We start from the raw sequence: 23695 nt of genomic DNA on the forward strand, positions 1-23695 counted from the left end.
AATTTGATTCAAACTTAGGGACTGGCAAGACCCAAAAACAGCAGATTCACTCCGAAACGGACAATTGGTGCCGCCACTTAGACAGGACCTGCGCCGAACCAGTTCTGATTAACGGTTCTCCATCCAGGAAAGGAAGGCAGTGGATTTTTCTTTGTTGATCAAAAGCTTTTCCGGCGTTTCAATGATCAGCTTCACATATAGCTTGCGTAGAAAATAATGCTCGATCTCCTTGATGGCGCTGAAGTTCACCAAAAACTGACGGTTGACCCTAAAAAACTGTTTCGGCGAAACCGATCCGGCCACCTGATCAAGGGACTGGTTAAGGGGAAACTCCTGACCATCGAAGCACATCATCGAGGTTGACTCATTGCGAATGTAGAAATGGGCAATCTGCGCTACCTGCACTGTGGTATACTTCTGATGTTTAAAAACCAGAAAACTGGTTTTTGCCGAAGGCTGCACCATCTGCAGCAAAAGCTCGCTGATATCCGGGGTCGCTTTTTGCTGGAAGAAATTTTTCAGGTTGTCCACTTTTCTCATCGCACCGGCGATGTCTTCTTTAGAGAACGGCTTAAGTACATAATCTACCCCATTGCGCTTAAAAGCGTCCAGAGAATATTCATCGAAAGCCGTACAAAAAACAACAGGGCAAATGATATCCACTGATTTGAATATCTCAAAACTGAGGCCATCGGCCAGCTGAATGTCCATGAACACCAAGTCGGGATGCGGGCCTTGTGAAAGGGCCGAAACCGACTCCTCAATACTTTGGTACGGTCCGGTAATTTTAGCAAGAGGGCGGAGTTCTTTGAGTATGTTTTCAAGGGACTTAGCTGTGCGAAGCTCGTCTTCAATAATGGTGATGTTCATAAATTAGTGGTAGCTTGATTTGGAATAATTGCTGGTCATTGTGTATTTCTACTTGCTTGTCCAGCAAATGACTGTATTTGAGTTCAATGTTCTTCAGACCAACGCCCAGGGAATTCTCTTCGCTATTTTTCAGCTGTATATTATTTTCCACTACGATCTTGTCGTCCTGAAGATAAATATTAATGTAAAGCGGTTTTTTGAGCGATACCACATTGTGTTTTAAACAATTTTCTACCAGCAGCTGTAGGGTAAAAGGGGGGATGAGCGTTTTTATAGCTTCATCATCTAGTGTACTGTTGAAGATAAATCCGTCGTCAAATCTGGCCTTCTGAAGGAAAAGATAGGCATTTAATATTTCCATTTCTTCGCGCACATGAATAAGATCCAGTTTACGGCTTTCCAGAGTGTACCGGTAAAAATTGGAAAGCTTAAGGATAAAGTCAACCGATTGCTTGTCGCCAGTCTCTACCATCGCTTTTAAAGTATTAAGACTGTTGAACAGGAAATGTGGGTTGACCTGTTGCTTAAGCAGGTCATACTGCGCACTGAGATTGTCGTTTCTAAAGCGCTCCAGTTCCATGCTCACATGCTGGTTTTCATAATTCTGCTGCAACAGGTTCAAGAACATATAAAAAACCAGGTTAATCAATATTCCCCGAACCTCGACCATAAGCATGGTTGGCCCAAAATCAATGTGCGACAGAATGAGTTGTTGAATATAGGCCAGGCCAAGCATCAGAGCGAGACCAAAAAGCAGGGAGTTGAGCAGTTTCTGATAAGAAATTTGCTGGCCAGGCTTTTTTTTACTTTTCCTGGCCAGCATGTAAATATTGAAATACCACATGCATATGGCGAATACTGCCGTAATGCCCGCATTCACTGCAGCTTCCAGAAGGTTGAACTGGTGAGAGGCTAGCTGCGGCACCGAGGAGAGCAACCCAAGCACAATGGAGCTGGTCCAGATGATGGTATTGGAGATTCTAAAAGTTGATCTATTCATGAATGCTAGGCCTGTTTGATTCGCTTTCTATGCTGCTTACCCCAGCTGATCATCTCCAGAATAATTCCACCAAAAGACATGCAGTAATCGGTTTCAGTATACTCTACAAGAACAGGTATATCAGGTGTCACCGTTCTTTTGATCAGCTGGTTAGCTTCCATATCCTTAAGTTCCCTGGACAGCATCCTGGAGGTAATGCCCGGAATGCTCCTTTGTATGTCCCTGAACCGCCGGTTGCCGTTACAGATCGAATTGATGATCAATAGCCGCCACTTGCCACCAATTACATACATGGTATCCTGTAGTGCCTGCACTTCCTCCTTTTGGTTCCTTGGGTTAGATAAGATTTCACCGGATTTTCGGATTTGTTCTTCACTTGTCATATGGACTAATTTACAACATCTCCGCCATTATCTATAAACTCATTCCTCCGTCGATAATGATGTCTGAGCCGGTAATGAAACCCGAAGCCGCTGAGCAGAGGTAAGCCACCATTTTGGCTACGTCATCTGCACTGCCAATTTTGCGAAGTGGAATGCGCCCGATCATCCAGTCATCCAAACCTTTGCGGCTGGCCTCATCCAATCCTAGTTTGTTCAGGATCTCGGTCTGGGTAGGTCCTGGACTGATTGCATTCACACGGATACCGCGCGGGGCCAGTTCAAGGGCAGCAATTTTCATAACTGAGTTTAAAGCTGCTTTACTTGAACTGTAAATCGAGGAATTGGCTCCATTCATGCTTGCTGTATTAGAGGAGAGAAATACTACAGATGCACCATCGCTTAAGACTGGTATAAACCGGCTCAGGGTAAAGTAGGCACCTTTGAAGTTGACATCCATAACGTAATCAAAATCGCTTTCAGCTGCCCCTTCAATTGATGATCCGCCTAAAACCCCGGCATTAATGAACAGGATATCGATGCGGCCGTATTGTTCACTAATTTTCGCGGCAAGTTCTTCGATGTCAGCAACCTGTCCCTGATCGCTTAACAGTCCGGTTACGCCCAGCTTTGCTGCCGCCTGCATCAGCGCTTCTGCCCTGCGGCCAGTAATGATAACCTGGGCGCCTTGCGCTTTTAATTCTTTTGCAGCGGCATATCCTATCCCGCTGTTCCCCCCGGTAACCAAGGCTATTTTTCCATTTAAATTTCTCATAATGATTTGATAATTAACTTAAGCAAAGGTAAATCGCATCTGGTATAATTTTGTTACCAGTATAACCGATGATACCAGAAAACCTTTCTTATACAGTGACGGATATTTCTACGTTGATGTTATTTCTGCTGGCCTTTGAATATGGGCAGGTCTGGTGAGCAGCTTCTACAACTGCTGATGCCTCTTCCAGGGTTAACCCTGGAAGGTTAACCTGAAGTCTGGCCTGCAAAGCAAACCCTTCCTGCCCAGTTCCCAGGTCTACCTCAGTATCTACCGAGGTACCCTCAGGAAGTTTGATTTTAGCGACAGCGGCATTGTGCTGCATGGCACCTATGAAGCAGGCAGACCAGCCTGCAGCAAAGAGCTGTTCAGGATTGGTGCCTTTACCGCTCGTTCCAGGACTTGACAGGTTGATGTCCAGGCGCCCGTCTGTGCTTTTAGCCGATCCGTCCCGGCCTCCTGTTATATGAACTTTTCCGGTATAGAGTACTTTACTGACTTCTGACCCACCTTTGGCGGTTAAAATGATTTGATTTTTCATGTATCTTATTTTACGTGCTTTTGTGTTAAAACATTAGTTTTTGATGACTATTTTGTCCATTCTGCTACTTCCAATATGGCCTTCACAAATGCCTTCGGGGCTTCCTGAGGTAAATTGTGGCCTACCCCGCCAGTTATATTGTGATGCGCGTATTTTCCTTTAAAGCGGATGGCGTAAGCAGCCGGATCAGGGTGCGGTGCTCCATTAGCGTCTCCTTCAAGGGTAACTGAGGGAACAGCAATGGATGGAGCTGCTGCCAGTTTGGCTTCCAGCTGGTCGTATTTGGCTTCTCCTTTAGTGATTCCCAGCCTCCAGCGGTAGTTATCGATGACTATCTGTACATGGTCCGGATTGTTGAAAGCAGCTGCTGACTGGTTATAAATCTGTTCGCTGAAATTCCAGGTTGGGGAAGCGGTTTTCCAAATGAGTTTGTTAAATTCAGCGGTATTGGCCTTGTAGCCTTCCAGACCTCGGTCTGTGGCAAAGTAATATTGGTACCACCAGGCCAGTTCTGCCTGCGGGCTAAGGGGCGCTTTATTACCAGCCTGGCTGCCGATCAGATAGCCGCTTACCGATACCAGTCCTTTTACCCGCTGCGGCCAGAGCGCGGCCATGATGTCTGCAGTGCGGGCGCCCCAATCAAATCCGCCCACTATGGCGCTTTTAATTTTAAGGGCGTCTAAAAAGGCGATCATGTCTACTGCCAGGGCAGATTGCTGACCATTGCGGGCTGTACTGTCCGATAGGAACCTGGTACTTCCGAACCCCCTGAGGTAAGGAATCAAAACCCGGTAGCCTTTGCCTGCTAAAATTTCTGAGGATTCTTTGTAACTGTAAATGTCATAAGGCCAGCCGTGCAGCAGCAGCACAGCCTCACCGTCTGCCGGGCCGGCCTCCACATAACCAACGTCTAGCAACCCGGCTTTTACCTGTTTGATATGATTGAATGGATTCATTGACTGCGCTTTTGATGGTGAGCTAATGAGCAGCTGCAGAGCTGCAAAAATAAAGGCAAAGCATGCTGTTAATAGGTGCTGAATTATCGGTTGATTTTTCATATTATGTAATTCTTTTATTGATTTGATAAGATAAAATTAGGTGGGTGGCTGCTGATTAGGAATGTAAGTCATGCTCAAGCAGACAAGTTTGGGGCTGAGCCAGACAACTGCCAGGCCGGGCTGGCAGGATGATTAGCCAGAAGGTTTTTTTTTGTTTTTAATCTGTAGGGTAATCATCCCGCAGCTTTGAGGATCCTTTTCAAATCTTGCTATGGAAATCGTCAGTACCGAGGCTGCAGCGATCAATGCTCCAGCGATACGTTTCTTGAATTCGATTATTGTATTTTTCATAACCGGGTATTTTTGTTTGATATCAAAACTACCCGGTCGCACGCCAAATCCCCAGTACAAATGGGCTCATTCGGGCATTTCCTACAGTAAAGCAGGCTTTAAAGGCAGCGAACCGTTCCTCCATCTACCCTGAGTACTGATCCGCTGATGTAATCTGCATAAGTACTGCACAGGTATTTAACTTCATCCAGCTCTGTTCCCCAGTTAAACTTCGATGCCGCGTGAAAGCATGAACCTTCCGTTTATATAATTTTGATTTATTGTCTTCATGGCATTCTAATTAAGCAGTCTCCTACGAAACCTCATGTTGAGAACAAAATTCGGTAAAAATGATGCACATAGCTTTGCTGAAAAGTTCAATTTTATTTACTGAAAAGCCCATGAAACCGATAAGGGACTAAGGAATGTTATCTGGAATGGAAAAAATCTGGTCTGGCGGCCTCTTTTTATGATGAGTGCTACAAGCCAATATATCGGCTTACAAAATCTTTTCTTGAAATCATATGCAAATAAGCATAGGCGCCAGATAGTTGAGCGCGCTGCTTTAGCTGGTATAAAAAGTGTCCTCCCAGATCTATGATGAGTGGACGTCTGGCCTGATACCAAACCTTATGAGGATTTTTCCAGCAAAATGAATAGTAATGAGCGGTTAAGGGAATATCCCTTAACTCAGGATGATGAAAATTCAGGCGTTTTATTTTTCCGCGGACATTCAGCAAATCATCTTTTCTAATCATGGAAAGATGATCTGAATGACAGAATTCATAACCCCGAAGCCTTGGGTCGTCCACATCGGGTAAATGCTTAAGAATCCGGAAACCTTTGAATTTTTTTCCGTTCAGCACCCATACCAGCTTTGGGTAATAACTTTCCCTGCTTTCCAGTTCTGCCAAACTGATGGGTGAGTTCTGAAATTCCAGGGTTGTGCCGCATGGGGTATACACATCAGCACGGTGCTGCTCCTGTAAGTTGCTGTCATGAAAGGACACCTCCCGGTAATCGGGCGGGAAAGCCATTTTCCAATCTCTATGCCAGGGCGTTTCGCCTAAAAATAACCCCATCTTTGTTTAATACTATTGTTATTAGTGAAGCAACAAAATTATACTAATAACAATAGCAATCAAAATTTTGTGAGATTTGCCTGATTCCTGGTGGTTAATGGCACTACTAAAAGCTGATTCCGACATGTTAGCCAGCCTTTCCAGATACAAAAAAGGCATATGCGGCGCCATACAGTGCCGGAACTTTAATTCCATTCCTACCCTTCAACTTTTCTTTAGCCTGGTGTAACATAATTTTTTTTCGGAGGTCTGCCAATAATCCATGCTACTTCTAAAATTGTAGACGTGATTGACGGAGATGATTTCCGTAAAGGTGCCTGGTACATTATGCCAGAAAATAAGCCCGACCTGTACTATGTATCTATTCCACATAAGCCCCATAGGGTTACCTTCAGAACCAATAAAGGTTCCATTTCTTTTGATACCCGTTATGGTGGCATCTATGATTTTGACCTTGGCGCTGGCGGGAACAACATTAAAAAGGGGTCGGTAGACAAAATTAAGATGAATTTTGATGGCAAAACCTTTCTGATCAATTCCGACGGGCGGAATGAAGTGCCCTGTTATTCTACATCTTCACAAACATTCCGTTTTGCCTTGTGCTGATGTTGTTGAACTCAATGATATATGAACCTTGCGGGAGCTGGGCAACCTCTACTTCTGTCTGCTCCGCTCCTGCCTGAACTTTTTTAATGATCAGCTTCTTACCTGTTATGCTATAGACATTCATCGTTGCAGATGCCCCGGCCTTAGGGTGTTTTACCGCTAGTACCGTTGAAACGGGGTTTGGGTACATTTTGAGCTTTTTTGTTTCCTGCATTGCGGCGGTATCAGGCATTTTAGCCACTACAGAGCTCCGCCTCATTAATGCCGGGCTATTGTCTATACTTACCGTATTGCTGTAAACAGTAGGTCCGGTACCATCAATGCGTTTGCTTCCTACCTTATAGTATACCAGCTGCCGGGGTGCGGTATTGTCTTTCATCAGGTAAACAGTTTCGTTAATGCCCGCCGCACGCTCGCTGATTTTTGTAAATGAGCTGCCATCCGCAGAGCGGTACAATCCCAGATTGAACTGATCTTTTGCCCAGTCGATATTGAAGTTTACCTTAACGGTGTCCAGTCCTCCTTTTTGTGCATCGATACCCAGAAAACCAACCTGCTGATCGGGCGAAGGGATGCCATTCAGGTATTTTTCGAGCAGGGTATAACCATCCGCACCATAAGTGTTTTTGTCCAGTCCGGTTGAATCTGTTGCTGAGTTCTGGATCATCTTTTCCCACCAATCTGGCAGGCCGTCGTTGTCTGTATCTCCTGGGTAGGTTGTACTGGTTAATACCGGCCAGCCGCCAACTGTATTCTGGCTGTCTATAATGCCTGAAGGATGTACCATTCCGGAAGCCACATAACTGCTGTCCTCGTAGGTTGCAGTACCCGTCAGCGTTTCTTTAATGATACGCCGGTCAACGGTATCTCTGCGGGGCAGGACGGCTCCTGCGCTGTTCATTACTGCCGTAAAGGCATCCTCGGCCGTCTGCGTTACAACAGGTGCATAAGGGAAGGCACTGAGTGCTTTTCCCGCTGCCTTCATGGCCGCAGCATTATAATAACTGTCTAGCTGCACCCCTGTTGTCCAGTTGTCTGCAGTTACTTCGGGAAAACCATGCACATAATTGCCGCTGACGTAAAATTTTCCTCCAAATACGGTGTCGCCCGCTAAAGTGGTGCTGTAACTGGTATACAGCAAGATCCGGTTTTTACGGTTGGTAGCCGAGCTTGTGGCAGCCCCCGTAGTGGCTGGCCCTGCTTTATGGTAATTGTTGACCATGTTATAATGCCCCCCCGGCCCTCCATACGGGGAGCCAACCCAATTGTAAACCACATTGTTCCTGAAGTCTGTATATTCGAGTTCCGGCTGCAGCGTAGTGGTACTGCCTGAAAAGCGTGGGTTTCTGTTGGAATTGCTGGCCAGCAGGTTATGGTGAAAAGACGCATTCTGTCCGCCCCAGATCCCTCCGTAACCATGAGGGGTACTTTTGGTATGGAGCGAGCGGTAAAGGCTTTCACTCAGCATGCTCCATTGCAGGGTAAAATTTGAAACCGCATAAAAAGAGCCCACTTCATCGGTAGACCAGCTCATGGAACAATGGTCTACAATGATGTTTTTAAAGGGCTGGGTAATGGGGGTGCCAAATCCATTGTACATGGCATCTACTACCTTAGATGAATCGCCCGGCACGGTAATGATATCTCCGGGGCGGGAACGGATGTGCCTCACAATAACATTGCTGGCCCTGATGGCCAGTCCATAGTTTTTCAGGCAAATGCCATCACCCGGTGCACTTTGCCCCGCAATGGTGATGTTGTCTTTGGTAATGGAAATAACACTCTGCAGGTTAATGGTACCGGAAACTTTAAACAGAATGGTGCGGTTGGGCTGTGATACGGCATCACGCAGGCTTCCGGCAGCATTATCATTCAGATTGGTTACATAATAGATGTCTCCGCCCCTGCCCCCTTTGGCATAACGTCCGCCTCCTTCTGCCCCCGGAAAGGCAAGCTGTGGGGAAACCTCACTAATGCCGCTGATGGTCACATCTTTGGAAACCAGGTAACGGCCGTCGGTAAATGCACTGGTGGTCCAGGGATAAATCCTGAGGTAAAAACTACGGTTATCCGTAACCGGAATGTTCAGGTTTGAGAAGGTGTTCAAAACAGGGCTTGAACCAGATGCCAGGGCCATGTTTGCGGCCAGGTCAGTAAAGTTAAGCCCATCTGTAGACCAGCAGATGCGGGCGTGGCCGGCTGATGAGGAATTGAAACTTAAAGGTACCTTTACCTGGGTTACAACCAGGTCATAGCCCGCAGCCGGGTTCATTACATATTGCAGATAACGGCTGCTGTCTGGTGCGGTATTTGCAGGCCAGGTCCCGTCTAATGGTAAAATGCGCTGCCCGCCATTACCGGAGATGTAGTTGTTTACTTTGAGTCCGGATAGTGCCTGTTCAGTGCCACTAACCTGCCCTGTTGCGGCAACTGCCTGGTTTGCCGTTAGGGCCCATAACGCGGTCGGAGCAACCGTTGTTGTTCCGCTAACAACCAGGTTCTTTATCAGTACATATTTACTGGTTACTGCACTGGCCGCCCAGGGCGAAATCCTGAAATACAGTTTCTTTCCGCTCGGCACGGTAATGTTCAGTCCCCCAAAAGTATAAGCCTTGGGTGTTGTACCTGAAACCAGGGAAAAATTAGCCGTAAGGTTTGTGAAATGGACACTATCGGTAGACCAGGCCATATTTACACGTCCTGCGCTGGAACCGTAAAAGCTGATCATCATTGCTACGGAACTGATATTCAAATCGTTTCCACTGGAAGGGTTCAGTACAAACTGCATGAAGCGTGTGCTGTCTGGCTGGCTCTGGGCTGGCCAGCTACCCCCGGGTGGAATGGTACGTTGCCCGCCTGAGAGGTAATCCTGAATGGATAATCCCGAAAGCAGTTGCGCCCCGGCAGCAACATTACCCGTTACAGTGGCATTCTGATTGGCGGTTAAAGCCCAGCTGGCAGTTGCCGTCGTCTGGGCACAGAGCTTCATGGCAGCCATGCAGCAAAGCAGGACTACCAGAAATCCCCTCATCATTTTAGTAACCATAGTCTTGTTTCAGCTTTGGGTTCGACTCTACTACAGATTGAGGTAATGGCAGTAATTCGCTATGATTGGGTTTAAAGTATTGTGCAAAGTTAGTGATCCAGGCGGCCGTAATAGAACTTACCCAGCCCACCCTGGTATAACCCGTAGGTGTTGTAGCTGGTGTTGGTGCATAAAGGGAATTGCTGAATATGACTTCAGTGGAAGCCGATTTATAATACATATTCTGCGGAAGGTTATTGTAGGGGGCTTCCTTATTCAGCATTTTGGTGTAATTGGCACGGGTTTCGGCAATTTTTGAGGCCAGCAGGTTCCAGCGGATCAGATCGTACTTGCGGATGCCCTCGGCCCCAAACTCAAAATAACGTTCATTTACAATGGCGTTAAAAAAATCGGCCTTGCCGGATGGCGTTACACCAATGGCAGTTTCATTGCCTTTGAAACCTCGTTTCCGCACTTCTTCATAAGCAGATTTTGCTGCGGCAGTAGGCCCATTGTTGAGTTCATTCTCTGCCTCAGCAAACATCAGCAATACATCCGGGAAACGCAGGATGGGCCAGTTGATACCGGTTTGCTGGCTGGCGGATGCGGGTGCGGGGTTCCACCAGTCGGCCCGGAACTTTCCGCTCACCATATTCACCATGGTTTGTACTGCCTTGGTCTTATCTGCATTATTGTAGTAGGGCGCCAGTGTTACATCCCTTCGGGTATCCAGGGCATTGAAGGCATAAAAATAAACCGGCACTGCCCGCACCGAACTGTTACCCAGCTGGGCTGTACCTGAAGATGCATAAAAACGCGGCCCGTCATAATAGCCGATCCTTCCGCTGATGTCTTTTCCAAGGGCCACTTCAAACATTACCTCGCCATTGGGCTCAATCTTAAAAGCGTCGATGTAATTTTTGAATACATCCTGATAGGTAGGGTTAAGTGTGTGTTTATCTCTGCGTGCCATAATTTCGGCACATTCGTCGCGGGCAATTTTATAAAAATCAAGGTAGTCTGCCTTACGTTCCATTTGCTCGGAAGCACTCCGCAATGAATAACCGCCTCTGAACAATGCAATCCTGGCCCTTAAACCTTTAACCGCCCCTTTGGTGATGCGTTCGTCGGCCGCAACACCGGCATCGTTACGCCAGGGCACCAGCTCAGCAGCTGTTTTCAGATCGTCAATCAGCCTGTCGTAGATCTGATCGCGGTCGGTTTTTGGCAAGTAAAGATCAGCCTGGTCTATTGCAGGCTCAAATATGGCAGGAAGATCGCCCCAGTTCCTGATCAGCTCCAGGTAAAACTGGGCGCGTAAGGTAAGCGCTTCGCCATAAAGGCGTCTTAACTGCTGCTTTTCCGTTTCAGTGCCATTGTTATACATGGCCATTGCCGGAATGTTTTTGATGCAGATGTTTGCCCTTTCTACCCCGGTATAGAGCTGTTGAAAAGGCAAAGTAAGCTGCCCATTGGTAGACTGCAGATTGTACCTGGATAAATCGCGGGAGTTGTTGTCTGGTGCCGAAGCATTGGTAACCCCAATAAAGTCATCTGTATCGTAAGGATACATCATGCTTAGCCGGCTTCCATAGCCGTTATCACCAGTCAGCTGTTCGTAAACGCCCATCAATGCACTGGTAGCATTAGACACATTACTGAACACAAAACGCTCATCAAAAGCAGATGGGGGCGACATGTCGAGATAACGTTTACATGAATTCAGGCCAAGCATAAAAACAAGCGCAATGGCTATAGGGAAAAATATTTTTGCTTTCATCTTTTGAGCTTTTAAAGGTTAAAGGGAAAGGTTAATACCAAATATATAAGTGCGGCTGCGCGGGTATGCCGAGTAGTCTACCCCGGGAGTCACCGGATCAGAACTCCTTACGTTCACTTCAGGATCAAAGCCGGAATAACCTGTAATCACCGCTACGTTGTTTGCGGTAGCATACACCCTTAGCTTATTGATTTTAGCCTTGCTCAGCAGTTTTACAGGAAAGGTATAGCCTAAAGTAATGTTGTTGAGCCTTAGGAAGGAGCCATCTTCAACGGCCCATGAAGTCGGATAAAAAGCCCCGCTTCCGGTAATGGGCTGCCATATCCTGGCATCTTTGTTCAGTGCGGCCAGCTGATCAGGCGGAATGCCTGTAACCTGGGCAACACCGCCCGTTACCGTAACTTTCTGCACCACGTTGCCATTGGCATCAATGGTTTTCCAGCGATCTTTCATCAGGGCCAGCATATTGGTGTTTGGGGTATAGCTGTTTGTAAACTCAATTTTATTGGCGTTGTACACATCATTGCCCACTACAAAGTTGACAAACATGCTCAGGTCAAAGTTTTTATAAGTAAACTGCTGGTTAAAGCCCCCGGAAAATTTAGGGGTGGCATTGCCGATGATGTCCTTATCGTTTTCATTAATGATGTTATTGCCATCGCGGTCTTTAAGTTTCATCCAGCCGGGCTGGGCGGTACCCAATACACCCGATACATCGGCTACGCCAGGTTTAAGCGTATAAACCTGTGTTGCGGCATCGTAATTGAAATCGGCGACACTGTAAAAACCATCTGATACATAGCCATACATGGAGCCGACAGGTTTACCCACCTGTACAATATAATCTGAGGGCTGGCCCGATACAAAAGCTACCGCCGGTGATGGCAGGTAGCTGGAGGCTGTAGCCAGTTTTTCAATTTTGTTGCGGTTAAAGGCCAGGTTAAAATTGGTGGTCCAGGAGAAATCTTTACGCTGTACCGGGATGGCATTCAATTGGAATTCCAGTCCCCGGTTAGAGGTCTCGCCTGCATTCTGCAGCTGTGTAACATAGCCTGAGATGGAAGGGATACGCACACGTAGCAGCAGATCTTTCACTTTATTCTTATAGGCATCAATGTTTAGTTGTACCCGGTTATTCCACAGGGAAATATCGAGACCAATATTTTGCGTAACGGTAGTTTCCCATTTCAGATTTTTGTTGGCCAGACTGGCCGAGCTATAGCCCGGATTGATCACTTCGTTAAGCGCGTATTTGGCATTGGTAGAGAAAGTGGTGAGGTATAGATAATCGTCAATCCTGTTGTTCCCCGATGCTCCATAGCTGGCACGCAGCTTCAGGTCGGAGATAAAACTAAGATCTTTCATGAAATCCTCTTTGGATATCCTCCATCCCAGTGAGCCTGAAGGGAAATAGCCCCATCTTTTATCAGCAGCAAATTTTGAGGAAGCATCTGTCCGGAACGTAAACTTGGCCAGGTATTTATCTGAGAATGAATAGTTCAGTCCGGTAAAAAAGGAGAGCAGGCGGCTTTCGCTGATCACATTGCTGGGATACAACGGCGTGCTTTGGCCGAGGCTCAGCTGTCCGAGTGCCTTTTCAGGGGTAATGCCCATAGGGAACAACCTCAGCTGATCGAGCCTGACCTCGTCTTTCAGGTTATAGATCTCCTGGCCCAGCAAGGCACTAAAATTATTTACCCCTTTTTTAAAGGTATAGGTAAATACGTTCGAATTATTGAGACTAAAACGTTTGGTATTGTTGATATTGACGATGGGTAGTCCACTCCCATTCATGCGGGCATTGGAAGTGAAATAATCATCAAATGCGTTGAGCGTATTGTTGCTGAAGTTTACCCCGGCTGTAGACCTGAAAGAAAGCCCCTTGATTAACGTATAATTGATATAGCCGTTGATGTTCAGGTTGTCGGACGGACGGTTTCTGTATTGCGCATCACTAAGCTGGATGGGGTTTAATACCCCAAGGCCGTTCCCGGTATTGGTTTCGTTGAAATAATCTTCATCCAGCACATCATCGCTCATACCCGTGGTGTTGAGCGGTTTGTATTTAATGGTATGCCGCAGCAGACTATAGGTTGCAGTGGTCTCGTTAGTAGACACCCCCGAGCCCTGGATTTTCTGGTTGTTGTAGCGCGCGCCAAAGCCTGCCCGGAGTTTATCGCTGGCCCTGTGGTCGAGCTTCAAGTTAAAAAGCTGCCGGTTAAATTTAGAATTGAGCATGATGCCCTGCTGGGAATTATTGGTGTAGCTAACGTTGAAGGTAGTTGCCTTGCCTCCACCGGTAAGCGCCACGCTATGGGTTTGCGAAACCGCATCGCGGCCAAATGTTTTTTCCTGCCAGTCTACCGGCGGCACATTTTTATAATCGCCAATATTGGCAAAACTGCCATATGCCTGCTCAAAGGCTGCCTCGGTATTGGTCAAGCCCCTGGACCGCTCGTACTGCCGCAATACAAAATCGTAAGGGCTCATCACGTCCAGCTTGTTTTGCAGCTGTGCCAGGCCCAGGAAGCCATCATAGCTTATCCGGGTTTTGGCTTCTTTACCTCCCTTGGTTGTAATCACCACCACACCATTGGCACCCCGGGCACCATAAATAGCCGTTTCAGAAGCATCTTTCAGCACCTCTACAGACTCGATATCTGTAGGTGAAATATTGGATAAACCATCCTCTACCTGCACCCCATCAATGATGTATAAGGGTGAGTTGCTTTGTGTAATAGACCCCCCTCCTCTAACCAGTACCCTTACATCAGCACCGGGCATTCCTTCATTTGCCGTAATCTGAACCCCGGCAAGGCGGCCTGCCAGGGCTTCGGCAGCCGAGTTTACCGGTATGTCTTTCAATTGATGCGCATTAACCGAGGCCACTGCGCCTGTAATGTCTTTGCGCTGCAATGTTTTATAGCCTATGGTAACTACTTCGTTCAGCATATAAGCTTCGGGCTGAAGCCTTACTGTAAGTTCCGTTTCGTTCGTAATTTTTACTTCCCGGGGTTTGTAGCCCAGGTACTTAAACACAAGTGTAATTTCAGCACTGCCCGGAACTGTTAACTTAAATGCACCGTTTACATCGGTGCTTACGGCAATGGTTTGTCCTTTAACAATTACCGACACGCCCGGCAGCAGCTCATCCTCTGCCTGGCTCATCACTTTACCAGAGATGGTACGGTTTTGCTGTGCAAAAGAAATCCCCGAAAAATGCAGCAAAACAAAAAATACTTGCAAAAATCTTTTCATAATGTTTGGTTATAGCTGGTTTAGCACGACAGAGCAATCGCTTATAACAAGATTACATTATTCTGATGAAGATCATGAGCCATTTAGCCCTAAAAATGTATGCAAGCGTTACCGATAACGTTATCGAAACCGCTTCCGGTAATTTTATACCTTTATAAGGCAGTGCGGAAACAGCAGACAAGTATATTCGTGGAGAACGTGGAGAACGTTGAGAACATAACCCTACAATTATGAAACAGACTATAAAAACCCTGGTTGCAGCAATAGCACTATTGTTTATATTCATCGGCTTTAAAAACGGACAAAAGAAAATAACGGTTTATTCTATTGGCGATTCGACCATGTGCGACTTTGCCCCCGCCTACCTTTCCCAGTTTGGCGGGGAAAACTATCCCATAAGGGGCTGGATGCAAATGATGCCTCCATTCTTTAAAGACAATGTGCTTATACACAATGCTGCCCGCAGCGGCAGAAGTTCTAAAAGTTTCAGAACAGAGGGGCATTGGAAACCAGTGCTGGAAAAACTGAAGGCCGGCGACTATGTATTTATTATGTTTGGTGCAAATGACCAGAAAGCAGACACGGCAAGACATACAGATCCGGCAACTACCTATCGGCAGAACCTGCTGAATTATATCCAGGAAACGAAGGCCAAAGGGGCATACCCCATTCTTTTTACTTCACTGGTACGCAGGCATTTCGGTAAAGACGGCAAACTTACGGATACCTATGGAGCATATGTAAAGACTGTGCAGCAGCTTGGCGCAGATACAGGTGTACCGGTAATAGACCTGAACAGGAAATCCGCAGACCTGGTAACAAGTTATGGCCCTGAAGAATCGAAAAAACTCTTTCTGTATATTGAGCCCGGAAAGTTCAGTAAATTACCGCAAGGCAAAAAGGACGACAGCCACCTGTCTGTATTCGGGGCCACAGAAATTGCCCGTCTTGCGACACAGGGCTTAAAGGAAATTAAATCGCCATTGGCAGCCTACCTTAAATAGTTTTTATTTGTCTTCCCTGAACAACAACAGGGGAAGGTGGGTATGGTAAGCGAGTTTTTCGGTCATACTGCGGTGAAATATGCCTTCAAAAAAGCCGTATTCCCGGGGCACGGTGACCAGCAGCTGTATCTGGTGTTCTTTTGTAAAGTCCATGATCCCTTGCACCAGGTCGTCATTATCGGTGTAATGGTATTCGGGATGTTCCTCGTCCCACAGGCGGTGCAGGGCAGCCAGTTCATTGATTGTTGCCGGGTTAAAGCTGGCCCCATCCCGGGCCACATTTAAAATGTACAGCTTGGCATCCAGTTTATGGATCAGGGTTCTTATGGCCTGCGTAGGCGTAGTTTCGGATACTTTTTTAAGGTCGCATGCGAATACCACCCGTTCTATTTTTTCAAATACTGCATTGGCCGGAACAATAAGTAAAGGCACCTTACATTCCTTTGCAATGGTAATGGTATTGCTGCCAATAAATACCCGTTCCAGGTTTCCTTTTCCGGTAATGCCCATAACTACCAGGCCCAGCTGCAGCTGTTCGGCAAGCATATTTACCGCAGCCACAAGGGGACGTTCATCGGTCCGGATGGTTACAGTAGTCCCGCCGCCGGTAAGGGGGAGGATTTCATTTTTCAGTTCTTCCAGTTTCGATAAGGTTTCCTGCTGGAAATCTACCGCCGGAGGCGGTGTCTGCAAGGGAATTTCAGTAGTAAGGGGGACAGACATGGAGTGGTAGAGCACGATATTGATGCTGTTGAAACTGCATGCCATTGCCGCTGCATATTTGGCTGCATTTGTGGCCGCCGGCGAAAAATCAGTGAGTACCAATATGTTATGGGCGGCATATATCTTTTCAAGGTAGCTGTCGATAGCTTCCTGGATGGCTGCAAAACCCTTTTCCGATATGGTCCTTTGCCCGGCCTGCTCCACCTTCCACTCACCTGCGTTTAAACGTTGCAGCAGGATAGGATCGTGTTCATTGGTAACCATTTCCACCTTAAACCTGCGGTGATGGTCGAACGCGGTTACAATTGCATCCAATTCCAGGTTCCCAACTTTAAAGGCTATCGAAAATGTTTCCATGACATTTTTTATTAAATTAAATCAAGAGCACATCAACAAGCAGCAGCATACAATAAGTTAAACAATCCTGCTTGCAAAAAGTTTCTTAATTACTTTTTCCACCCGCTTCCGTTTGCTCTCTTTTTCAATCTCATCTATCCGGGAATTGAGCGTTTTTATAAAAACAGCCTTGTTGCTTTCGTTAATTACAGGAACTGCATTTTCTGCATACATGGGCAATTGATTGGTGGCACTGCTCATCAGCTGCTCATTAAATAATGAAAAGGCAGATGCTGCGTATTCCGGGATGCTGCATAGTTTGATCAGTATGGCCATTAAATGGTCTTTGGTGATCACCGACCCTTTTTCTGCAACTGCAACCAGCAGGGGCAGCTGCTCAAATATAAGTCCGGGCATCTCAAGCACAATGGCATTCAGCGCTGTCATAGCCCCCCATTGCAGCCTGTTGTTTTTGCTGCTGAGCAAGGCTACCAGTTCATCCGCGTTCCCTGCAATCATTTTCGGTTCAAGTGCCCCTATTTCATAAATGACCTTGAGACAATCACTTTGTATAGCTTTACTTTTATGGTTAAGGTTGCTCATCAGTTCCTGAACGGCATTGGTATCTTTTTTCTGAACAATTTGCCTGGCCAGTTCCTGGTTAGGTACCTCATCTCTCCTGCCAAGTGAAGTTGAAAGTTTTTCTATTACACTCATGGTCTCTATTTTTTGGTAGCTGAATAAATAATCTACCCAAATTAACTAAATTACCCCTGAAAAGCCCAACGAAATATAACCTGCCAGAGTCATGACATTTGCCGATAAAGTTATCCTGTTTAACCGTAACCTAACCTATACCGGGTCTGATCTGCCCCCGGGCATCCGTATCATGAACCCTTTCAGAGAACATGAGCAGACCATGGGCCTGGTAGAACAATTTTACCATAAATACTACAACGATGAGCGGCCACGCCAGCTCATATTAGGGATCAACCCCGGCAGGTTTGGGGCCGGCCTTACCGGAATACCATTTACAGACCCCAAACGGCTGATTACGGAATGCGGGATCCCCTATACAGGCAAACTTTCACACGAACCCTCTTCGGTTTTTATATATGAAATGATCCATGCTTTTGGGGGTCCTGAAGCTTTTTACAACCGCTTTTACATCAGTTCACCTTGTCCGCTTGGCTTTACTTCGATAGGTCCAGGCGGTAAAGAAAAAAATTACAATTATTACGACAGTAAGGCCCTGGAAAGCGCAGTCTATGAATTTATGATAGAGAACATCAGGAAGCAGATCGCGTTGGGTGTTAACACCGAAGTTTGTTTCTGCTTCGGGACCGGAAAAAATGAGAAGTTCCTGCGCAAGGTAAATGACAAGTACAGGTTCTTTAAGACTTTGGTGCCGCTGGAGCATCCGAGATTTATTATGCAATACAAAACAGCCGAAAAGCAATTTTATATTGACAAATATCTTAGTGCGTTTAAAGCTGTAAGTTCCGGCTCGTAGCTTTCCTGGGTAAAAAAGCCCGGCCTTAAATGGCCGGGCTCATACATTTATGATCAATTACCTGAAAAAGGATTCTGATCGGCCGGAGTGAGCACCTCATTATTGCTCATTTCCAGTTGAGGGATCTGACAAATAAAGCGGTAGTCGTTAGATGGCAATGTACCTGTAGGCTGGCTTGCCGAGGCTACATAACCGTTCAGCTGACTTACACCCCAGGTATAGTGTCCTTCCGGATAGCTCGCTGTTTCCTGATAGCGGATCAATGGCCGCTGCAGGCGCAGCAAGTCGTAAAAACCGGTAACCCCTTCGCAAAGCAGTTCTTTACGTCGCTCTACATAGATCGCATCCAACAGGGCTTGTCCGGCTGCCACGGTGGTTACAGCAACAACTCCTCTTGCCCTTTGCAAACGGTTCAGGTAGGTAAGCCCATTGCCATTTCCAAGACGTGCAGCAGCCTCGGCCATGATCAGCAGCATTTCTGAACCCCGCATCAGCGAAACCTCGGGCCGGGTATTTCCCTGTACCGCCCCATTGGCATCTCCGTAATGCTTGTACTTGTTGTAAGCCCATTTGGTAGACCATTCTTTGGAGGCATTCTTTGTGCGTTTCCAGAACTGGTACCTGTCTTCTGTTTTTTCAAACAGTTGTTCGTATTTACCATCTGCAAAGAAATCGAGAAAAGCGTAAATAGGTCCGTCTGTAAAACCCTCGCCATAGCTTTCATCCTGATTGTACCAGAAATTAAACTGGGTACTGCCGCCAATATTGTCGGTATCGGTGTATTTCATCGCCCAGATGATCTCCGGATAGCCATTGGTGATCACTTTATCGAAACCGGCCCGGTACTGGTCGCGTGTAAGCAACACATTGTAAGCATTATAAACTGTTGTTGCCTCCGCAAGGGCATTCTGCCAATCGTTCATTACGAGGTAAACCCTGGCCAGTTGCCCGGAGATTACATTTTTATCAATGGTCCATTTGTTGGGCCGTTCAAAACCTGCAAGCAGGCTTTTTGCCTCTTTAAGGTCAGTCAGAATCTGATTGTAGCAGGCTTCTACGGATGAGCGCGGCATACTTGAGGGGTCAGCAGAAGACAGCCTTAAAATTACACCTGGTTTATTTTTGGCGATGATATAGGTTTGCTGATAGTTCTGTATCAGGTGAAAATAACAGATGCCCCGGATGGCCTTGGCCTGTCCCATGATCTGCTGCTTAAACTCGGCATTTCCATCCGCCTTTGGCAAAGCATCTATAACGGTATTTACCTGGTTGATGATTTTGTACATCATTGACCAGATGGCTTCAGAATTGCCTACAATCTGTGTCCTGGTGGGGTCATAATTGTAAGAAACATACTGGTTCCCGGCCATATTGCTATGGCAAAGCATATCGGCACCGCCCAGGTCCACATACATCTGCAAACCGGCCAGTCCTGCATATACACGGTCAGCACCATCGTTATTGAAATAGAGTTTTCTGTAGGCCGAAGTCAGCACCATATTGAGCTGGGTAGCACTTTTCAGCACAGCGCCATCCGAAGTTTCTGTAGATGACTCTGTGGTCAGCAATTTTTTACAACCTGCAAAACCCGTCATTAAAACCACCAGGGCCAGGAGTAGGAATATTTTATTGATGTATTTCATTTTCTTAGCATTAAGTGTTAAAATGAGACTTGTAAACCGCCCATATAAATTCTTCTTGAGCCCTGAACGCCATTGTCGGTAACTGAATTGCCATTGTAATTGTTGCCCAACACACCAGTTTCCGGGTCTGAATAGCGGTCTTTCGCGGAACCGAATGTGAGCAGGTTGTTTCCTGTCAGGTAAATCCGCGCCGTTGAGACCCCGAGTTTTTTTGTCAGCTCTTTAGGCAAAGTATAACCCAGTGTGAGGTTCCTCAGACGCACAAAACTGTTATTAAACACATAGAAATCAGAAGCTTTCCTGGTATTTGAATAGTTGTCATTAGACCAGCGGGGGAACAAAGCCTGGTCTCCAGGATTTTTCCAACGGTCCTGAACCAATTCCTGGATCACACCTACCCCACCGCGTAAGGCAGTACGTTCAATATATCCGTAGTCGAACATCTTTCCGCCCAGCGAATAGTAAAACATAAATGAAAAATCGAAACCTTTATAACCGAAAGTATTGGTTACCGCTCCATAGGCTTTAGGGAGTGCAGAGCCAATATACTGGTAGTCGTTGGTGGTCACCTCTCCATCATAATTTTCGGTTATTTTCCAGCCTCCGGCCCCGTCACGGATCCAGTAACGCATGTTCCCGTTGTCAGGATTTACACCGGCATTTTTCACCATAAAAAAATCGTAGATGGAATGTCCTTCTTCCAGTTTATAGGTAGCTGCACGGTTGGAGAAGGTGAAGGATCCTCCAGGCAGATAGGTAATTTCGTTTTTCAGGGTTGAAATGTTGGCATCAATTTTCCAGTTGAAATTATTGCCCCGAAATACCTCTGCGCCCAGGGAAACTTCGATACCGGTATTCAGGATATTGCCCAGGTTGGTATTTAGCCCATTTGCTGATCCGGTTTGCGCCGACAAAGGAAAGGGTTTATAATACAACAACCCTGAAGACTTTCGGTTATAATATTCTACCGAGCCTGTGATCCCTTTAAAAATGGTAAAATCTATCCCCACATTCAGCTGGTTATTGCTTTCCCATTGCAAGCTGGGTGCCGCAAAAGCTGATTGTCTGAGTCCTGCATTTCCGTAGAGTGGATCTGATTCAAAGACCCCCTGATAAGCATATAAAAACTCGGCTCCCGGACTGCCATCGGGATTTCTTCTGTTCAGCTTATCGTTTCCTGTTGCGCCGTAACTTCCGCGAAACGAAAGGTTGTTTATCCAGGTAATATTTCTCATGAAATCTTCAGCGGAGACCCTCCAGGATGCCCCTGCAGAGAAGAAACTGCCCCAGCGGTTATCGGGATGGAAACGGGAAGAACCATCGCTCCTGAAGGAACCCGACAAATAATACTTGTCTTTAAAGTTGTAATCCAGTTTTCCTAAAAACGAAAGCAATCCGTAGCGGTCTTTGTATGAACTGTTGCTCCAGTTTTTTGTAGTGGAGGCCAGTTCGTATTGCCCAACCTGCATGATCCCTTCGCCATAAGCCGTATTGTATAAGCTGTTATAGTTGTATACTTCCTGTCCGGCAAGGGCGCTGAAACTGTGATCACCGATCTTTTTGTTCCAGGTAAGGAGGTTGTTCCAGGTAATGGAGGTTATATCTGTATTGCTTCGGGTGGCATTACCGCCAGAAGTAAGCACGGTAAGTCCGTAAGGCGCCATCTGCCCGGAGCCATGCACAGCCGAACCATACACAAAATTTTTGTTGCTATTGTTATCTATACCAAGGCTGCTCTTAAAATTCAGGTTAAAAGGCAGGTCTACACTTGCGAAATAACGGGTAGAGATCATGTTGCGCAGATTATTGTTGAAACTCTCATCGTTAGGGTTGTTCCAGTAATCGCCGCCATTGTTTAAGGGATGGATTCCGAAGAAATTGTTCACGTAAGAGCCGTAGTCAAACATCCGCTCTCCTGTTTTTTCGGAATATACCCAATCTGTATTGTCGATATTCCTTAACCAAGGCGAAGCCATGGTGGTACTGAACATCTGGGCGCGCATTGAGCCAGAGGTATTCTGCCTGGAACTGCTGTAAGCCATATTACCTCCCAGCTGGAGCCAGTCAGTAACCTGGGTGGTGACGTTGGCCCTGAAGGTATAACGCTTAAAATATTGGTTGCTGGCATAACCGCCATCGTTAAGATACGATCCTGAAAACAGGTAATTGGTTTTTCCGCTGCTGCTGGTCCCGCTAACATCTACACCATAATCTTCACGCAATTTACGCGAATACACCGCACTATAAACATCATAGTCGGACGGGTTCCATACCATTTCCAGTTTGGGGTTGATGTACGGGTTGCCGTTTCCGTCGTGCAACACATAATTTTCATTGATGTGCCTGAAAGGAGATACATAGCTGGACTGACCGGCAGAATTGTTTACGGCTTTAAGTAATTTGCCCAGCACATTATCTGAAGCCCATTTTCCTGCATCAGCCTTCGTCATTCCATACTTGTAAAACTGGTCGTTATACATCCCTTCCCAGGTATTGAGGAGTTGCTCATAAGGATCGGCCTTTACCGGATTTTTAACTGCGTTATCGGATGTACCCCAGGCTGCGCGCAGGTTGATCTGCGGAGTGGAGGATTTTCCTTTTTTGGTGGTGATCATCAGGACCCCGTTTGCTGCGCGCGAACCATATAGCGCAGACGCCGCAGCATCCTTTAGTACGGTGATCGATTCAATATCACTTGGTGAGATAGAGCTCAGCTGTCCGTCGTACGGCATACCATCTACCACGTACAAAGGGTTTGAAGCGCCACTCATGGAACTGATCCCACGGATCTGGATCCGGGTGTCACCGCCGGGATTTCCTTCGTTATTTACCACATTGACGCCACTGCCCATCCCCTGCAAGGCTTCAGCAAAACCAGAACCGGAAACCTTTGACAGCTTCTCGGAGCCGATCACAGCAGCTGAACCGGTAAAAGTCGACTTCTTCACTGTACCGTAGGCAACTACCATCACATCGTCCAGTCCCTGGACCGTGCTTGCCATTTTTATGTTTAGCGGATTTTCTCCGTTCCATACTACCTCCTGTGGCACAAAACCCACATAAGTGACCACGATGATATCTCCTTTTTGGGCATCATCTATTGCAAACCTGCCGTCCTTATCAGAGATCACATGTCGTGATGTACCTTTTATGGCGATTGACGCACCTGGCAAAGGGTTTCCTTCGTTGTCCCTTACGATACCACTCAATCTCACCGCCGTAAGCCGGTCTACCAGAACACCCACAAAGGAAGTGGGTTTCTTTTCAATGGTTACCATTTTAGCGTCTATGGAAAAAGTTACAGGCTGGTTTTTGAAACATTCCTGCAATGCAGCCTCAAGGCTTACATTTTTTACGTCGATGGTTACCGGCCGGGAGCCAGCGATAATTTTGTCGCTAAATACAAAATCAAAACCGGTTTGCTTTCTGATCTCATTGAGTACAGTTGCCAGTTTGGCCCTATCGTGCCTGAGCGTAACATTCTGTCCGTAAGTAGCAGCACTCACCTGTAGAATAGCGGAAGTCAGCAATACTATAATCAGCTTCATTATGAGCAAAATTTTGGCCACGGGAGCCTTAGGCCTACATAGGCTTTTGGTGTAAAATATCATATATTTACAACTTGTTTAATCTTGGGCTGCCCCTACGTCTGAAAGTTGAAGGCAGCTCAAATCAGTTCATTAATCAATTGTTTAGCAATTGCCCGGAGTTTCCGGGTCTGATGAATAAGCTTAAACACCAGCCGGGAGTGGTGGTACACTTCCGGCTATTATCCGCTTATCTTTTGCCGGGGCTTAAGGATCGTTTTTGTAGATATTTTTCATCTGATTA

At 46.5% G+C, this 23695-nt stretch carries 18 protein-coding genes; 3 read left to right on the forward strand and 15 right to left on the reverse strand.

Features of this window, described 5'->3' with window-relative positions:
* Positions 1-108: 108 nt before the first annotated feature.
* From ABIE26_RS21430 to ABIE26_RS21465, 8 genes are all read right to left on the reverse strand, one after another.
* Positions 109-870, reverse strand: coding sequence for a LytR/AlgR family response regulator transcription factor (locus ABIE26_RS21430; RefSeq protein WP_310145607.1), 762 nt, complete (start codon positions 868-870; stop codon positions 109-111).
* The gene (locus tag ABIE26_RS21435) at positions 851-1870 is read right to left on the reverse strand and encodes a sensor histidine kinase (RefSeq protein ID WP_310145609.1); all 1020 of its coding nucleotides are present in this window, start codon (positions 1868-1870) and stop codon (positions 851-853) included. Before ABIE26_RS21435 ends, ABIE26_RS21430 begins: the two co-directional genes overlap by 20 nt.
* A 5-nt stretch (positions 1871-1875) precedes the next feature.
* Positions 1876-2253, reverse strand: coding sequence for a winged helix-turn-helix transcriptional regulator (locus ABIE26_RS21440; RefSeq protein WP_310145610.1), 378 nt, complete (start codon positions 2251-2253; stop codon positions 1876-1878).
* Between the two features lie 31 nt (positions 2254-2284).
* Complete coding sequence (locus ABIE26_RS21445) at positions 2285-3025, reverse strand: SDR family oxidoreductase (RefSeq protein WP_310145612.1); 741 nt, start codon at positions 3023-3025, stop codon at positions 2285-2287.
* 88 nt (positions 3026-3113) lie between these two features.
* Entirely contained in the window at positions 3114-3566 is a 453-nt protein-coding gene (locus ABIE26_RS21450) for an organic hydroperoxide resistance protein (protein WP_310145614.1), read from the reverse strand.
* A gap of 47 nt (positions 3567-3613) precedes the next feature.
* Positions 3614-4522, reverse strand: a complete 909-nt coding sequence (locus ABIE26_RS21455) for an alpha/beta fold hydrolase (protein ID WP_310145615.1) — start codon at positions 4520-4522, stop codon at positions 3614-3616.
* A gap of 234 nt (positions 4523-4756) precedes the next feature.
* On the reverse strand, positions 4757-4915 hold the full coding sequence (locus ABIE26_RS21460) for a hypothetical protein (RefSeq protein ID WP_310145616.1): 159 nt from the start codon (positions 4913-4915) through the stop codon (positions 4757-4759).
* 458 nt (positions 4916-5373) lie between these two features.
* On the reverse strand, positions 5374-5976 hold the full coding sequence (locus tag ABIE26_RS21465) for a competence protein (RefSeq protein WP_310145617.1): 603 nt from the start codon (positions 5974-5976) through the stop codon (positions 5374-5376).
* Between the two features lie 285 nt (positions 5977-6261).
* Here ABIE26_RS21465 and ABIE26_RS21470 point away from each other — a divergent pair, with 285 nt between their 5' ends.
* A complete protein-coding gene (locus ABIE26_RS21470) occupies positions 6262-6582 on the forward strand; it encodes a hypothetical protein (RefSeq protein ID WP_310145618.1) in 321 nt (106 codons plus the stop codon).
* Here the strand turns inward: ABIE26_RS21470 and ABIE26_RS21475 are convergent.
* The 3 genes from ABIE26_RS21475 to ABIE26_RS21485 are packed head-to-tail and all read right to left on the reverse strand — an operon-like array spanning position 6545 to position 14645.
* The gene (locus ABIE26_RS21475) at positions 6545-9616 is read right to left on the reverse strand and encodes a T9SS type A sorting domain-containing protein (RefSeq protein WP_310145619.1); all 3072 of its coding nucleotides are present in this window, start codon (positions 9614-9616) and stop codon (positions 6545-6547) included. The two genes, ABIE26_RS21470 and ABIE26_RS21475, sit on opposite strands and share 38 nt — an antisense overlap.
* Position 9617: 1 nt before the next feature.
* The gene (locus ABIE26_RS21480; RefSeq protein ID WP_310145621.1) at positions 9618-11387 is read right to left on the reverse strand and encodes a RagB/SusD family nutrient uptake outer membrane protein; all 1770 of its coding nucleotides are present in this window, start codon (positions 11385-11387) and stop codon (positions 9618-9620) included.
* Between the two features lie 18 nt (positions 11388-11405).
* Positions 11406-14645 (reverse strand): SusC/RagA family TonB-linked outer membrane protein, encoded by a 3240-nt coding sequence (locus tag ABIE26_RS21485; protein WP_310145622.1) that lies wholly within the window; start codon positions 14643-14645, stop codon positions 11406-11408.
* Positions 14646-14875: 230 nt separating this feature from the next.
* On the opposite strand from ABIE26_RS21485, the gene ABIE26_RS21490 reads away from it, so the two are divergent.
* Positions 14876-15649, forward strand: a complete 774-nt coding sequence (locus tag ABIE26_RS21490) for a rhamnogalacturonan acetylesterase (RefSeq protein WP_310145624.1) — start codon at positions 14876-14878, stop codon at positions 15647-15649.
* Between the two features lie 3 nt (positions 15650-15652).
* On the opposite strand, the gene ABIE26_RS21495 is transcribed toward ABIE26_RS21490, so the two are convergent.
* Both ABIE26_RS21495 and ABIE26_RS21500 read right to left on the reverse strand, forming a co-directional pair.
* Positions 15653-16729, reverse strand: coding sequence for a universal stress protein (locus ABIE26_RS21495; protein ID WP_310145626.1), 1077 nt, complete (start codon positions 16727-16729; stop codon positions 15653-15655).
* 57 nt (positions 16730-16786) lie between these two features.
* Complete coding sequence (locus ABIE26_RS21500) at positions 16787-17425, reverse strand: hypothetical protein (protein WP_310145628.1); 639 nt, start codon at positions 17423-17425, stop codon at positions 16787-16789.
* Between the two features lie 91 nt (positions 17426-17516).
* Between ABIE26_RS21500 and ABIE26_RS21505 the strand changes: the two genes are divergently transcribed.
* Entirely contained in the window at positions 17517-18221 is a 705-nt protein-coding gene (locus tag ABIE26_RS21505; protein ID WP_310145630.1) for an SMUG2 DNA glycosylase family protein, read from the forward strand.
* Positions 18222-18274: 53 nt separating this feature from the next.
* Here the strand turns inward: ABIE26_RS21505 and ABIE26_RS21510 are convergent, their stop codons facing one another.
* Together ABIE26_RS21510 and ABIE26_RS21515 are read right to left on the reverse strand one after the other, a co-directional pair.
* Positions 18275-19864 (reverse strand): RagB/SusD family nutrient uptake outer membrane protein, encoded by a 1590-nt coding sequence (locus ABIE26_RS21510; RefSeq protein WP_310145632.1) that lies wholly within the window; start codon positions 19862-19864, stop codon positions 18275-18277.
* 17 nt (positions 19865-19881) lie between these two features.
* Positions 19882-23412, reverse strand: coding sequence for a TonB-dependent receptor (locus ABIE26_RS21515; protein ID WP_310145634.1), 3531 nt, complete (start codon positions 23410-23412; stop codon positions 19882-19884).
* Between the last annotated feature and the right edge of the window lie 283 nt (positions 23413-23695).

The organism is Pedobacter africanus (genome assembly GCF_040548825.1).
In the GTDB taxonomy this organism is placed as follows: domain Bacteria; phylum Bacteroidota; class Bacteroidia; order Sphingobacteriales; family Sphingobacteriaceae; genus Pedobacter; species Pedobacter africanus_A.